Annotated in this window: 13 protein-coding genes; 2 read left to right on the forward strand and 11 right to left on the reverse strand. The window is 44.3% G+C overall.

Annotated elements, in window-relative coordinates:
• Window positions 1-247 precede the first annotated feature (247 nt).
• A complete protein-coding gene (locus HQN90_RS08460) occupies window positions 248-982 on the reverse strand; it encodes an AAA family ATPase (RefSeq protein ID WP_173217333.1) in 735 nt (244 codons plus the stop codon).
• Window positions 983-1,092: 110 nt separating this feature from the next.
• Between HQN90_RS08460 and HQN90_RS08465 the strand changes: the two genes are divergently transcribed.
• A complete protein-coding gene (locus HQN90_RS08465; protein WP_173217334.1) occupies window positions 1,093-2,259 on the forward strand; it encodes a copper amine oxidase N-terminal domain-containing protein in 1,167 nt (388 codons plus the stop codon).
• 63 nt (window positions 2,260-2,322) lie between these two features.
• Here HQN90_RS08465 and HQN90_RS08470 read toward each other — a convergent pair whose 3' ends face one another.
• From HQN90_RS08470 to HQN90_RS08500, 7 genes are all read right to left on the reverse strand, one after another.
• A complete protein-coding gene (locus HQN90_RS08470) occupies window positions 2,323-2,601 on the reverse strand; it encodes a TroA family protein (RefSeq protein ID WP_173217335.1) in 279 nt (92 codons plus the stop codon).
• Window positions 2,602-2,631: 30 nt separating this feature from the next.
• Window positions 2,632-3,597 (reverse strand): ABC transporter substrate-binding protein, encoded by a 966-nt coding sequence (locus HQN90_RS08475; RefSeq protein WP_173217336.1) that lies wholly within the window; start codon window positions 3,595-3,597, stop codon window positions 2,632-2,634.
• A 136-nt stretch (window positions 3,598-3,733) separates the two neighbouring features.
• Complete coding sequence (locus HQN90_RS08480; RefSeq protein ID WP_173217337.1) at window positions 3,734-4,015, reverse strand: hypothetical protein; 282 nt, start codon at window positions 4,013-4,015, stop codon at window positions 3,734-3,736.
• Between the two features lie 44 nt (window positions 4,016-4,059).
• Complete coding sequence (locus HQN90_RS08485; RefSeq protein ID WP_173217338.1) at window positions 4,060-5,043, reverse strand: NAD(P)-dependent alcohol dehydrogenase; 984 nt, start codon at window positions 5,041-5,043, stop codon at window positions 4,060-4,062.
• Between the two features lie 39 nt (window positions 5,044-5,082).
• The gene (locus HQN90_RS08490; protein ID WP_173217339.1) at window positions 5,083-5,745 is read right to left on the reverse strand and encodes a DUF4386 domain-containing protein; all 663 of its coding nucleotides are present in this window, start codon (window positions 5,743-5,745) and stop codon (window positions 5,083-5,085) included.
• A 77-nt stretch (window positions 5,746-5,822) separates the two neighbouring features.
• Complete coding sequence (locus HQN90_RS08495) at window positions 5,823-6,728, reverse strand: NUDIX hydrolase (protein WP_173217340.1); 906 nt, start codon at window positions 6,726-6,728, stop codon at window positions 5,823-5,825.
• 221 nt (window positions 6,729-6,949) lie between these two features.
• Window positions 6,950-8,728 carry a hypothetical protein gene (locus HQN90_RS08500; RefSeq protein ID WP_173217341.1) on the reverse strand — a complete coding sequence of 593 codons (1,779 nt, stop codon included), beginning with the start codon at window positions 8,726-8,728 and terminating at the stop codon, window positions 6,950-6,952.
• Between the two features lie 523 nt (window positions 8,729-9,251).
• Between HQN90_RS08500 and HQN90_RS08505 the strand changes: the two genes are divergently transcribed.
• Entirely contained in the window at window positions 9,252-11,408 is a 2,157-nt protein-coding gene (locus HQN90_RS08505; RefSeq protein ID WP_246362153.1) for a molybdopterin oxidoreductase family protein, read from the forward strand.
• 143 nt (window positions 11,409-11,551) lie between these two features.
• Here HQN90_RS08505 and HQN90_RS08510 read toward each other — a convergent pair whose 3' ends face one another.
• From HQN90_RS08510 to HQN90_RS08520, 3 genes are all read right to left on the reverse strand, one after another.
• A complete protein-coding gene (locus tag HQN90_RS08510; RefSeq protein WP_173217342.1) occupies window positions 11,552-12,598 on the reverse strand; it encodes an aromatic ring-hydroxylating oxygenase subunit alpha in 1,047 nt (348 codons plus the stop codon).
• Window positions 12,599-12,923: 325 nt separating this feature from the next.
• Entirely contained in the window at window positions 12,924-13,778 is an 855-nt protein-coding gene (locus HQN90_RS08515) for a diguanylate cyclase domain-containing protein (RefSeq protein ID WP_173217343.1), read from the reverse strand.
• Window positions 13,775-15,865: a cellulose biosynthesis cyclic di-GMP-binding regulatory protein BcsB gene (locus tag HQN90_RS08520; RefSeq protein WP_173217344.1), complete on the reverse strand. Its 2,091-nt coding sequence runs from the start codon at window positions 15,863-15,865 to the stop codon at window positions 13,775-13,777. The genes HQN90_RS08515 and HQN90_RS08520 overlap by 4 nt, the downstream gene beginning before the upstream one ends.

Genomic DNA, 15,865 nt, shown 5'->3' on the forward strand with positions numbered 1-15,865 from the left:
CCAATGAAATATTCCCATGATGTTTATTTTTATTAAATCTATACTTTTGATTTGATAACCATTGGTATTGAATCTTAAATACTGTTCAATACTTGCTTCTGGACTAGTATCTATGTGTCTTGCATCTATAAATAATTTGATATAATTCACAGCATAAGCAATTGAAATGAACAAAACAAAGCTTAGGAATACGATTTTAATCTTGGATAGCTTCATAATCTCATATACCCGCAGTTCTTTCCTTTTGCTATTCGTCCATCACACTCTCATCTGAATCGTCAAACAAGTCCTTAAGGACCGCCTTTCTGTTTTCGAGGAACCGTCTTGTAATAATATAATGCAGCGTATCCTCATACTGAATTTCCTCAACAGGTTGAACATCAAAGTTAATAATTTGAGCATCTGGAAATCCGAGAAGGATGGGAGAATGCGTTGCAATGATAAACTGGGCTTCATGTTCCAAATCCTTGATGACCCGCATTAAGGCCAATTGCCGTGCAGGGGATAAAGCGGCCTCTGGTTCGTCGAGCAAGTAGATTGCTTTTTTCCCAAAACGGTGTTTAAAAAGGGATAGAAAAGCCTCGCCATGCGACTGTTCATAGAGCGAACGGCCACCATAATATTTAAGGCTTTCAGGCAATGTGTCCAAATGGGAAGCAAAATGATAGAATGTCTCTGCCCTTAGGAAGAAGCCATTCGTAATCTTCGGCAGCCATGAAAGACGGACGTGATCCCCCAGAATGGAATGGGAGGCCTCTACGTCATAATAATTGTTCTTCCCTCCTCCTGCCGTGTTAAACCCGCTTTGATAGGCGATGGCTTCAAGAAGTGTGGATTTGCCCGAACCATTTTCCCCAACAAGAAAGGTGACATTGGATCGGAACACAAGCTTTTTTAAAGATTTCACAGCAGGTATTGAAAACGGATAGCTCTTCGGATCTGTATTTTGCCCTCTCAGAATTTCAAGGCTGCGCAAGTACATTCATTTCAACTCCAAACATTACTTGGATTTATAAAAATAAAGCAAGAGACATAAATAGTAGACTATCCTTCGAATAATCTAATGACTAAGAAATTGGAGTGTGTTCAACTTTGAGTAAATGGAAAACGGGAACAATTGGATTCGTATGCGGTGCTTTATTTTTCTCAGGTCTTACCTATGCGGCGACGGATGCGGTCAAAATTGACGTTTATTTTCGCAATCTCCAGTATTATTTCGATGGAGCGAACAAGCAGCCACCGCAAAACCTGAAAGGATTCATCTACAATGATACCACATATGTGCCTCTTCGATTTCTGTCTGAATCATTGGGGAAGCCGGTAAGCTGGGATGATGCTACAAGCTCGATTTATGTCGGGGACAAGCCGAAACAGCAAATAACGCCAACAACAGGTAAAGACAATCCAGCACCCGGAGCTGCGGCTTTGCAAGTATTTCCTACGGATAATCCATGGAATACAGACATCTCTAAATATCCGGTTCACCAGAATTCAAAGCAATTCATCTCTTCTATTGGCTTTAGTACCAGTGTACATGCAGATTTCGGTACGGTTTGGCAAGGAGCCCCGATCGGAATTCCATACTCGATTGTAAGCAGCGATCAACCGAAAGTTAACGTTAGGTTCACAGACTACGGGGATGAGAGCGATCCGGGACCCTACCCGATACCAGCGAATGCTTCGATAGAAGGCGGCCCGGATAGTGACGGGGACCGTCATGTCATCGTCGTCGATAAAGACAACCAATTGCTGTATGAATTGTACAACGCACAGTTCACAGCCAATGGTTGGCAAGCCTCGAACGGCGCCAAGTGGGATCTGAAATCAAACGCGCTTCGACCGAAGTATTGGACATCCGCTGACGCTGCCGGTTTGCCTATCTTCCCCGGACTCGTCCGGTATGAGGAAGCCTCCACGGGTGAAATTAATCATGCGCTGCGATTCACTGTGCAGAAGACACAACGGGGATTCATCGCCCCTGCCACCCACTACGCCTCCAGCAGTACAGATCCCAACCTTCCGCCGATGGGACTCCGGCTCCGACTGCGTAGCGATTTTGATATATCTGCTTATTCGTCCACGAATCAGGCGATTCTCCGAGCGATGAAGAAATACGGCATGATTGTTGCTGACAACGGCAGTGATCTCTATGTCAGCGGCGCGCCTGATCCCAAATGGGATGACGATGATTTGCATAAACTCAGCAAGCTCAAAGGCAGCGATTTTGAGGTCGTTGATACGGGTCCGATTGAAAAATAACATAACTAGAAACATGAAAACCGTATGAGCCACATGGGCATACGGTTTTTCGTCTGAACTTCATTAGAAACTACTTGACCACTTATTCGTCAAAATGCCTGGCAACGCCATAAGCAGCCGCTCCAGCGTAATCGAATCATCATAATTCCATTTAGCATCCAGGATGTGCACTAAATTATTTCTAACAGGTGACAATTCGTGCCAAAGAGGGCTTTGCATGAGTTCCTTTGCGCTATGAATGGAGCGCTGATCCTCCCCCACCAGTAAAAATAGCCGATCCCCCGCATAGCTCTCTATCCTATCAGATGAAATTCTTTGAAAGTCAATCCCCTCATCAATCATTTCTCTTACTTTCTCAGAAGGCTAATAGCCTTATTTCATCAGCTTCGGGAGTTCGTCCAATAATCGTTCCTTCGTAACCGGGTCATCAAAATTCCACTTCGTTGGAATATAAAATACGTGTTTGTTCGCAACAGCTTTAATTGATTTAAAAACCGATTCTTGTGTAAAAGAATCTGCGGCAGCTCTAGCCGCTTCATTATCATCCGTAAGTAAGAAAAGATAATCACCAGCGAATTCAGGCATCACTTCATTGCTGACATCATTGAATCTTAGATTTTTATCAATTAACGTTTGCTTAATCTTTGGTGCCGGTGTGTAACCTAGTGTGTCGTAAAGAATCGTGGCAAAACCACTATTTCCCATTACATAGAATTCTTTGCCTAGCCGAATGAATACCGACGCAGTTTCACCATCTTTGACCCCGATTTCCCCCTTTAATCCCGTTACTTTACCTTTAAAGTCATTGATCCATTTCTCTGCTTCTTGTTTTTTTCCAAGGATATCTCCCATAACAAGTAATCTTTTGAAAGTTGGAAGCCTGTCATAGGTAACTGTTGGAGCAATTTTTTTGAGGTCATCATAATCGCTTTCTTTATAGTAAGTACCGCCTCTATCCATTAGGATAAGGTCTGGTTCCAGAGAGATTACCTTTTCCAGATTCGCTTCTACATCCCCTATGTCCTCAATACCTGTCAATAAATCAGGGTAAGCAACCTGTTTGGCAATGACCCCAAGTGCAGCACCGGCGGGTTTAACTCCCAAAGCCAGAAGATCCCCTAAATCACTTCCTGTATATATGACCTTTTTGGCTTGAGTTGGTATTTCAACTGTATGTCCTTTAGAATCTGTAAAAGTTCTTTTGGCCGGCTCTATCTTTGATTCTTTGGCTGCTGGCGTTGTTTCTGTTTCCTTCGTTATACTTCCACAACCTGAAAGCCACACGACCATCAAAGTTGTTACGGCTATTATGGCGCAAAATCTACGTGTTGTTTGCATCTCGCTTTGTTTCCCCCAATAAGATAGTTTACCAAAGACAATGATAATCATTATCGTTTGTTAAAGCATAATATTGTTTATCTTTCTTAGCAATGGAGAAACTTGATGATTTTATTGGTACAAACTGCAGAGATCATTAAATCCTCATTAACGCTCTTCGTTCTGCATGCGGTTTGCATACTTGGCAAACGCCTACGACTTTCCCCTGTTCATCCGAGTAAAAAGACAGTTTATTAGCCTTCTTACGACAAAAGGAACATACCTGCTTGCCACCCTTTAACGTCTTTTTACCGCCAAATGAGACATTGATAACTTTGTTCGTTTCTTTTTTGTTTCTCTTCTTGGCAATCATTTGATAGATCACCAGAATAGCACCGACAATCACAATTACTGCTAATATCAACCAAAGCATGGTCAAGTTCAACCCTCCTACAAGTAGATCTAAGTTTGCTTAGTTTCTGATTAGGCATCATTAGTATGTTCCACATAGACAATGATTTTTCCTTTGTGCTGCCCATCTGCAAAATAGCGAACAGCATCATCAACCTGACTTAGTGGATAACGTCTATCCAAAACAGGCGCTACTTTGCCAGCTTCAAAAAGTTCCATCATATATTGTTGATCATTGTTGTTTGGCCTGTGCACTAGGATACCCATTTTCTTATTCCCAGTCCTTGAGATCCATGGTCCTAAGAGCATGACTTGGAAGATTCGAGCTAGAGAGCCTCCGACCATAACATATGTCCCACTGCGATTTAATGCTCGTTTATTATCAAAAATCGACCTATTTCCCGCCACATCAAGTATCAGGTCATATCGCTGTCTATTTTGAGTGTAATCATCTTTGGTATAGTCTATGACGTGATCGGCACCAAGCGATTTCAACATCTCTAATTTCTTCGTACTGTCCACGCCCGTTACTTCTGCTCCGCAGGATTTGGCCATTTGCACTGCAAATGTACCCACTCCGCCGCCCGCACCATTAATTAGAACCTTTTGTTTTGGCTGAATCTGACCTTTATGACGAAGTCCCTGCAAGGCCAGGACCGCAGCCTGAGGGATAGACGCAGCTTGCTCGTGTGTCATACTGGCGGGTTTCAGCGTTAATGCTTCCTCACAAGCACATACATACTCCGCAAAGCCGCCCCAGCCACATCCAGAAATATCTCCAAAAACCTCATCACCAGGAAGGAACTGCTTAACGTTTCTGCCAACTGCTTCAACCCGTCCAGCAATGTCAGCTCCAAGAATTTGGTATTTGGGCTTGAACAGTCCCCCGATACGAACGATAAAAGGTGTACCTCTCAGGAGATCCCAATCCCATGAATTTACGGATGCCGCATATATTTTCACCAGTACTTCATTGTCCTTAGGGGTAGGTTTTTCTACCTCTTCGAGCTTCAGAACGTCTGGAGTTCCGTATTTGGTATAGACCATTGCTTTCATGAAAAGCTTCCTCTCTAACACCTTTTTGTCTGGTGGTTCTTATAAACTGGGTTTGTTAAATCCTTTGACAATCAGCCATATCGGAAAAAAAATTTCAAATAAAGCACCTGGAATAAATAACAGCATCCCCGCACTATGCCCGAAAATCTCTAATAATGCGCTTGTTAACAACGAGGCATAGCCTATTAACCCAAAGATGGATAGAAACCGCGGAATGAGCTTGGATCGATACAATAAATAACATAACAACAGGCTGTATAGGCCAAGAACAATCATCGCCAACTGAAAGCTCAAAAATTTACCTTGTAAGGCTACTGAACCTATCGTTTGAAAATAGGAGGCAGCCGGAGCACCAGCCGCTATATATTCCTTGCTCACATGAATTAGTAATAATGGGCAGATTGCGCCAACAATCAGAATTACGGCTTCAATAGCCCTGAAAGCAACGTAACCAAGAGCTATCTGTTCATTTTGTTTCTTCAGGATTGGAAAAAGCGTGATGGCGATACCCACAGCAGCGACTGAGTTTATAAACTCTAAGAGCACCCCTATAGTCACTTGGGTTTGGTGAGGATAAACATGAAGAAGATACTCTGGATCATTGAGAATTGCTTCAATGAGTCCATTGCCTAACATATAGGTAACCGTTGCAATTAGAAACAATATACCCGCAATTCTAGCAGACTTTATGGTTGAATTCATTTGTTAACCTCCCTTATTTTTATGCGCTCTTTCACGAAATGAGTCATATTAATCGAGGGTTCACCTTGACGCTCCATTCACAAATATCGCCAATTCGGATTAAATCTGAACAATTTGGCCGGCCTATGCCCTGCATCCTTTGTAAACTGATTGGTTTCCGTAACCATGTTGGCGATCTTTCTTCGGAAAGCTGCAGATAACAGCTCTTTTCCCAAAGTCACCTCATACACCTGTTGAAGCTCCGATAAAGTAAAAAGCTCCGGCATCAAATTAAAAGCAATATCTGTGTATTCAATTTTATTCCTAAGTCTTTCCACGGCACATTGAATCATTTCCGCATGATCAAAAGCAATTCCATTCGCAACAACCATCTCTCTTTCGACCATGAAGGCTTTCCCTACATATTTTTCAATGACTTTGACGACAGCCTCCAGCGTATCGGTATGGTTAGAAAGCGTTATTCTCACCACTTTTTCAAATACAAAGTCTTTCCCGAGCAACGTTTTCTTCTCCTCAAGCACACGGTAGCTAACGTTGAACCACCTTGCTTCATCCGCATCATCTCCTGCCTTCACTTCAAGCAAGCTGCCATCAACCAATGCCATATAGGAACAGCTGATAACCCGTGTACGAGGATCTCTGCTTACATCCCCCCATGTATAGAGCTGCTCCATATATACTTCATCAACATTCGTCTCCGTTTTCAGCTCGCGTAGTGCGGCTTCATCCAAACTCTCGGTCTGTGTGACAAAGCCACCCGGTAAAGCCCATTGACCAAGATAAGGATGAACACCTCTTTTAACTAAGAGCAGTTTCAGTGATTTCTCCGGAAGTTTTCTATAGTTTTCCTTAGCCTCATCCATGACCGTGAAAATTAACATATCTACTGTTACAGATGGTCTTTCGTATATACTCGCATCATAACTCTCCAAAAACTCAGCTTCAGTTAGTCCTTGTTTGTCTCTAGGCTGCTCGATATCCATGGAAACCACCTATTCTTTGATAATCATGTTATGTTACGAACAAGTTGTTAATATCACTTTGTTATAATCATTTAATCCTTATTTCCAATCTGTGTCAATACTTTTCCTAACTTTTGTTTTCAGTTTGAGCATCTGTTCATCTTTGGGAAACAAAAAAACCGCATTTTAAGCGGCTTGTAATGACTATTCGCTCAGCTTTCAGGTAGCTTGCTGAAAATTCGCTATTCTATTCTTGAGCGGTACAACCCATCTTTCCCACGAATAGGTTCAGCGTTCTTTTCTCCGTTAGGTGCCCGCCATGCCACCCATTTGTTTAGAGTGCGATCAAACTTATTGTAAGCTGATTCCTGAAATGAAAATAAATCTGAACCGCTAACAAATGTATAGCTGCCTTCGGGAGGCTTTTCAATCGCCTTGGCTGATTCGCCTGGTTTCCAGAACTTCCATTTTAAAGCTTGCAACCGATTGTCTGTTTTTTGGTATTGTTCTAGATAGGCTCCTTGCTCCGATACAAGACGAGTGATTCCCTCTGTTATTGCCCGATCTCCTGAATTACCCACAAATTCAGTATAAGGGATTCCTTCCCGTATCCGTGTCCAATAGATTCCTTCCGGCGTCGGACTAATTGTCATATCCAAATCGGAGTATTTAGCAATTGGAACTGTCATTGTGAAATTTTTGGTTATTTGTGGTGTGAGATTCCCTGGCGTGTATGTCAAAAGTTCCAATTGACCCGATTCATTTCGATTTTCGTATGCTAATAGGTGAAGCAGCTTTGTCGTCTTGTCATACGAAGCATAATTAAAGTTATGTTCTTCATTCGAACGATTATCATGAAGAACCCGTTTTTCAGCTTTTTCAATATCATAAGCATAAACCCCAAAATAGGAAGCGTACATCAGGGTCCTGGAATCCATCCATTGGATCGGCATCTGATCAGGCTCTATAGTGGAATAGAATACATCCTCAATAACGACAGGATCCTTTCCTTGTTGTTCTAAAATAAACGAATAACTTGTTCCGTCTCCATCTCCTAATGACCCGCCAAGTCGAATAATTCCTATATAGCTTTGTTTATCATTAGAGAGAAGTATCTGATCGTAGAACCGTTCACGCGGGCCACCTTCAACTAATTCACCTGAATTGGCATACCGCCACTCATACTTAGGCATTTGTTGAATGACAAGACTTCTCTTCTCCTGACCGAAGCGATTGCCACTCTGAGCCATCAAGGAATCCAAACGCAGAGTAAGCTCCTTAATTCCATGCTCGCTTTCGCGCATATGCTCGAGCTGAATGTATAGATGCTTGTTGTCCATCCAACGGGCAGCGATAGGTGCACCCTCAATTGTCGTCGGGAGATTTAAGCGCATCTCTTCCGAAAAGGTCAAGTTCACTGAATTCTCTTCGTTCGTTACAAGCAGCCGAGGCGCGTATTCGTTTGCCCATAATAAAAGGTGCGGGATATTACGCTCAGCGTTCGAGGTGAAAGTCATATTCAAAGGTTCCTTCTGAATGAACGTCATAGCGGGCAGATCACCTAAATGCAGGACAAATGAAGTACTCGGTTTAATAAATTGGATCCTTACGTTATTGGGAAAATTAGAACCCTCGTCTATCTTCCATTCTACATTGCCCTCAATGCGAATTTGGTTGGTTAATCTCAGTCGTTCCGCTTGGCTCAACTCGGTAAAAGTTGCATTCACATTGACGTCTTCCAAGTAATATACAATATTAAAAGGTTCCTTAGGGACATCCTCTTTTTTCCAATCCAAAAAGACATAGCCGCCTCTGCTATTTTGTTGACCGAAGCTAAGACTTTGCAACTTGCTACGGATGAGGACATCAGAGCTCGCGGCAACAGTACTCGTTTGAAATGGAGCTTGTGATGCGATTGGTGTTTGTGTAGAGGGATCACTCCCTACTGGCGTGCTATCTTCGCATGCGTTCAATAGTAACACTACGGATAAAAGGATTACTGTACCTAACATTTTAACCATCCGTGTACACCATTCCTTATTGATTCAATTTTATGAAGCAATGTTCGTATCCTATCTAAATATTACCATATTTTTGCAAAAAAATGATCATACTTACAAGAAAAGGACAAAAGCATCCTACTTCGCGTTGAGACTCCCCGGGAATTGAAGCTGAGCCTGCCAAAAAAGCAGGCTCAGAAGGCAAAACCTAGCTCTCGCACCCCGAGCCCGCCAAAAAGGCAGGCTCAACCCTTGATACCGGCTCCATCCCCGGAAATGCACCCCGAGCCTGCCAAAAAAGCAGGCTCAGAAGGCAAAAACCAGCTCTCGCACCCCGAGCCTTCCAAAAAGGCAGGCTCAGATGATAAAAACCCGCTCCCTATCAACATAGCATTGAATTTTGGTCCGATAATAACCCGATATTTAAATACTTCCCTGTCGCTCAGTTTTAAATCTCAATTATAGAAAATCCGATAAATATGCTATATTACATCGATAGAACATAATAGGTATAACGTGCTGTGCACGTTAACACTGGAGATAAATGATGACAACTCATAAAGTGAAAAGTGTTTGCCCCTATTGCGGAGTAGGATGCGGGATTGTACTTGAAGTCTCCGAGAACCGGGTGCTTAAAGTTACAGGCGATAAAGAGCACCCGACTAATTTCGGGAGGCTTTGCACCAAAGGCATTACTTGCGCACAAGCCATAGCTGAAACAGGACGAATGGAACATGCTTACATACGTTCTGCTCGAGGTGTTGAACCGCGTCCATTCGGTATTGATGAAGCGATACGCGAGACTGCGAAGCGGCTGCGTGCGATCCTCGACGAACATGGCCCCGATGCAATTTCCTTCTACGTTTCGGGACAAATGTCGCTCGAGGCACAGTACCTTATTAATAAATTGGCCAAAGGCTTCGTTCGAACCAACAACATCGAATCCAATTCCCGCTTATGCATGGCCAGTGCCGGCAGCGGCTATAAGCTGTCTCTCGGAGCCGACGGCCCCCCTGGTTCCTATCAGGATATGGATCGTACGGACCTGTTTTTCGTCATCGGGGCCAATATGGCCGACTGTCATCCGATCTTGTTTCAGCGCGTCCTGGACCGGGTCAAAGCAGGTGCCAAGCTGATCGTAGTCGACCCGCGGCGCAATGCTACCGCAGATAAAGCTTCGCTTTTTATGCAGATCAAACCAGGCACCGACCTTGCACTGCTTAACGGGCTGCTTCATCTACTCGTCAAAAATGGTCACACGGACCCAGCTTTCATCGCCGAGTTCACCTCAGGCTGGGAGGTTATGCCGAGCTTTCTCGAGGACTATCCACCTGATCAAGTGTCCAAAATCACAGGAATTCCAGAAGCAGATATCCGCCAAGCGGCGCAGTGGATCGGTGAGTCACGCGAATGGATGAGCTGCTGGACGATGGGACTTAACCAAAGTACACATGGGACATGGCATACCAATGCCATCTGCAATCTGCATTTAGCTACTGGCGCTATATGCCGTCCCGGCAGCGGTCCCTTCTCGCTCACCGGCCAACCGAATGCCATGGGTGGTCGCGAGATGGGCTACATGGGGCCAGGCTTGCCTGGACAGAGAAGCGTGCTTGTCGAAGCCGACAGGCATTTTATTGAAGACATGTGGAGCATCCCGCGCGGGTCTCTGCGCACCGAAGTAGGTACGGGCACCATTTCTCTGTTCCAAAGTATGCAAGCTGGAGAAATCAAAGCATGCTGGATCATTTGCACCAACCCGGTTACCACTGTCCCCAACCGCAAGAACGTCATCGCAGGGCTGCAGGCAGCCGAACTGGTTATCACACAAGATGCTTTCTTGGAAACAGAGACCAATCGGTATGCAGATATCATGCTTCCCGGCGCACTATGGTCTGAAGCTGAGGGGGTAATGATCAACTCTGAACGCAACCTAACCTTCATGCAAAAAGCCGTCAATCCACCAGGAGAAGCACTGCCTGATTGGCAGATTATTGCCCGTGTCGCTTGTGAAATGGGCTTTGCGGCTGCATTTACATACAGCACTTCTGCTGATGTATATCTCGAAATTCAAAAAGCATGGAATCCCAAAACAGGCTACGACATTCGTGGCGCATCCTACGAGCGGCTGCGTGAAACATCTATACAGTGGCCTTGTGCGCCAAATAGTGAGGATGACCGCAATCCTATCCGTTATTTGAACAATGGCATCAGCCAAAAACGAAAAGAAAATGCCGATGGCACCCATCCGCGCCTCGTTTTTGCAACGGAAAGCGGTAAAGGCATTTTTCTTGCGCGTCCTTTTTTACCGCCTTCCGAAATGCCGAACAGTGAATACTCGTTTGTTCTGAACACAGGCCGTTTGCAGCATCAGTGGCACACACTGACCAAAACAGGCAAGATTGCGATGCTGAACAAATTGAATCCAGGTCCTTTTATCGAAATTCACCCTGAGGATGCCTTAATGATTGGCGTTCGCGAGAAGGACCTCGTCGAGGTTAGGTCACGCCGTGGTCATGCCGTGCTTCCTGCCGTCATTAGCGACAGAGTCCGTCAAGGCAATTGTTTCGCCCCTTTTCACTGGAACGACATTTACGGTGAGCATCTTACGATCAACGAGGTGACCCATGATGCGGTCGATCCCATCTCTTTTCAGCCTGAACTCAAATTCTGTGCCGTTTCACTGGCCCGTTGCACCTAATCTATGTGTTAAGGGACGCGTTTAATTAAATAGAGGCCATCTCCAAATAATATCCACTTCCAAAAGTTTCCTAGTGATCATTTTATAACAAAAAAAACAGAGAGATCAATGATTGATCTCATCTGTTTTTTATAGAAATACACTTATGACGTATAAATCCTTCCAAGCCCTATCTCACTGAGCAGTTGACGATAAGCTATGGATGTGCGGTCTGCAGGGATATGGGCTTCCGCATGCAAATCGAGCGGCAAGTCTTCCGGTGTCTGAGCTTCCACCATCTCCCGATCCTCATGAAAGACCTGGAGATTAAAAGAAATGGTGTCTTCAATCGAAGCATCTTTATCGAAATTTCGCGAAATTGGACTAAACAACCTTGTATAACGGGCTGAAACTGGCGATGCGCAATTTAGGATCATCAGCTTTCCATTGTTGGGGAAATAGACGGTGAGCGAAGCCGCAAAGGGCGGAAACACACGAAATTCACGAAGCCATCTAAACCCCTCTGGCGCAAGATTGTCTTGCCCTTTCCCGTAATTACTGACCGTACTCCAATATTCGGCTAGTAATTCGTTGCCTATACGTTTGACTTCGTATTGAGGAACATCCGTATTACTGCGATCTCCAAAAGTTTCTGTATGCACAAAAGCGAAGTGCGATACATCAAGAAACCCTTCCATTTGGCGTCCAGCCGATCCCGCAATATCGAAAGCAGGCGGCAATACATTCAGGAAATCAGGGTCATCCCAACCTGCACATTCAGGAATATTCTCCTCTGAGGATGCCAAAGATGTCCATATCAGGCCATAGCGTTCAACAGCAGGATACATAATCAGTTTAAGTTTGGGAGATATTTTGGTATCAGGATGAGCAGGTACGGCCGTACACTTTCCTTCGCAGCTATAGCGGAATCCATGGTAAGGACAAACGATTTCTCCGTTTTCGACCCATCCTTTACTAAGCGGCGCACCGCGATGGAAGCACAAGTCACGGGCAATGACAATCTTTCCGTTACTGCGGTAGCACACTAACTTCACGTCAAGCAGCTTCACAGCTACTGGTTTGTCTACAATCTCGCTTGCTTGCGCCACAGGGTACCAATATTGCGATAACACGTGCCAATCCTGTGGAGAAAATGTACAATCGCGTGGCAGTTGGGCTTCCTCATTGTGGCTTTTAACATTAGAAATCATACTGGTTCTCTCCTTCTATGTCTATTTGACCCGTGCAACATTTCCCTAGGTAACAAGTAAGTTATTGTGACTAACAAATAAATTAAAGTTAGTATACAACTGCACTCAAGCTGTTCGCAACGCGATTGGAGCAAAATAGGAACCGTGCATAATAAGACATTAATCTCTTGTAATCCTTCATAAACAAAGAAGAAACCAAACCTTGGTAAATGGAAGTGTCTAGCAACCATTAAACTCAAAGATGAGGTTTCTTTTGTACGTTATTTAGACTAGGAATCAACTATTTGTACAGATGGCTTAGGAAGACGATATCTCCACAAAGCGCTTATACATCATACTCAACCTGCTTCTTCGCCTGGGCAATGAATTCCAAAGGATTCGAAATTTGCTCGGCATCATACGCCACAGCGCCCATTTTCAGAACAAGCTCCACCCGATATTTATTCGCGAATTCGTCTCGATTCCGTTCATCTACCCTGCTTCTCAACCTCTCAATGACGATCATAGCGCCAGGGAGATCCGTGAACAAAAGCATGCCCCACATCGGATTTTCTTTATTTAACAAATAAAGTGAATCGTTCGTACGAATGCTGACCTGACTCATTTTGGACAGATCCTGGATAGCTTCCAATAATTGTTCCTCCCCGATCATACGCCGGAGCTCATCCCAATACTTCACGCTGATAACCATAAGAGTTAAAGGAATTTGGTATCTAACCGATAGAGCCATGAACACCGAAGCATCGCTTTGGAAGGACAAGGTGTTCTTTAAGCTCGTTCTGGCATCGACAGTCGCAAGTGACTCGTTTGCTTTTATCAATTGGTCATTTTCCTGCTGCAGCTGCCTATTCCCCAAGGTTAACAACCAAGTTGCTACAGTAAACAAAGGTGTCATAATGAGCCAGAAATAGTTCTGTGTCCCAATCAAGCCACCGACAACTACGGTCTGATACAGCGTAAACGTTCCATAGCCGAAAATGAATAAAATATTCAGAATCAGCCCCGTTGTCACTGTAGTAAAGTACGTCACCACCGCGATTAGAAAGGCTAGATTCAGAAAGATGATGTTTTGGATATACAGATTCGGATTTCCAGACGTGAATACGATGCTGATGAAACAAGCAAGAATCAGCAGCAAGAACGCGCCATCCGATACGACACTACTTCGAGAGCGTTTCATCGACGACCGCCCCGTTTCTTGTTGTATTTACGAATCATTAGAATAAGCGAGAGAAGAACCAACAATACGATTAGCATTGAAGCAATCATGAATCCAAGAACATCGCGGCGCTCAAGCACTTCGGTCAGTACATTGGCGGATTCTGGTGTCGTTTCTTTTTTGAAGCGGAATGCTTTGATGTTGCCGTCAATGTCCGTCACAGCCCCATCGCCAAATACTTTCCATAACGTACCTTCCGAACCGATAAGCTTCGATGCCAGATAAGTATACTTCGATTCACTGCCCGTAACGGCGAGAAGACCAAATCCATTGCCATATGGCGAGTCGATCAACTGAAGGGTACCGATACGTGTCCCATAACTGGCGTCGATGCTCATTTTCTCATTGGATACGAAGCCGCGGCCACTCGCGTCATAACGGAAGTATAGATTTTTATTCGTATCACGTATGACTTGATTGTCTTGGTAGCTGCCGATGGCAATAATTTCTCGATCTTTTAATTGCTGCGCATTGACATTGTCTTGATAGTATTGGATCTCTCCTGTGTTCGTTTGTGCGTAACGGCCTACTAAATTAAACAAATTGGTAAGAGTCTGATAGATGTAACCGTCCCTTTCTTTCGGGAGCACAACAGCTACCTTATTGTAGCTTCCATCCCGCAGGAAAGGATACGGATAATTATTAAACAAGAGGTCTGCTCTATCTTTGGTATTGAGCTGAAGCATCGTATCCTTGTCAATGAAAGCCCAAGGCATTTGCCCCTGATTCTCAATGCACCACGCGTTCTTAAGCTCTAAATCAAAGGCTACTTTCACTGTGAAATTACCGCTTATGTTCAGCGTTTTGGGAATAATCAATTCCATATGATCGCCATCGGCAAGTTCGGTGGAAAGCCTTTTGCTGCCGATCGGCGTGTCATTAATCAGAACGGTAACCATGGACCTGTCAAAATCCAGATTTCTGGCATACCGGAACTTGATGTTCAGCTTGCTGGCATCCGCGATTGAACGGTTGCCCGGAAGCGAGATGAAATAGGATTTCTCCCGATGTCTGTCTCCCGTTAGTTTATCGCCAGTTTCCGTTAATGTGAGATTGCGGCTAATATTGACAGTGGGAGTATCCACTTCTGTCGTGTTATCCACATCTTTGTGATCGGCATCCATTTGGTTTAATAACGTTTGGTTCGCAGTTAATCGACCAGCCTTGACCAATAAATCAGCATTTCTTGATGTGATGACCAGAACCGAGCGATCAGCTTGCTTGATTAATTGCAGGGTTGCTTTATTTTCTAGATTATCCGACTGAACAAGCGGTTTTATCTCATCAGGAAGATTCTCGAAGAGTGAGACCAATACGACAGCCTGCTTTCCCTTCATATTGTCTGAATTATATTCCGCTAATGGGATAGGCTTTTCTGTCGTTGGATTTGCTTTAGCGAAGCCGGACAAAGCATAAGTTGCCGCTTCTAACTCAGCGGCCATGCTCGCTTTCGGAACCGCTATCGCATTTTGAGCATCTTTAATCGTCCCTAGACCGATAAAATGCTGATTAAAATCACGAATGCTGTTTTGAATAGGTTCCGCTGAATAGTTTACTGCGACCCGGGAAGACTTGGCGATTTGCAGCCAGTTCTCTCTCGTTTCTGTCGGTAGACAAACATTCGCCACGAGTGGAGCTGTTGATTCCAGGTGACCTTGAACCATCAAAGTGTTAACACCCTTCACAATCATTTCTACGGGAATCTGAACCGACAGCTGCTGCTTTCCTGTCTCCTGCGCAGCCGGACGAAAGGAATGGAAAGGTGTCCCATTCATAGAAAGTGTGATACTGGAACGTTCATTTTGAGTCAATTGCGAGATTGTATAATCAAGATGAACCTCAACGCTCTCCTCTTGCCAATAACTTTCTACTTGAAAAAATTGTTCCATATATGTATCCCGGCCGGATAACGAAGTTTCTGTAAAATTCGTCTGGTAGTGCTTCGTTCCAGCCGTTGCTAACTCTTCAGCCGAAGCACTAATGCCTGAGATCAATTGCAGTATGATCATCGTGAACATAACTGCGAGCCCTACCATTCTTTTTTTCAC

This window comes from Paenibacillus alba (assembly GCF_013204855.1).
GTDB lineage: Bacteria > Bacillota > Bacilli > Paenibacillales > NBRC-103111 > Paenibacillus_E > Paenibacillus_E alba.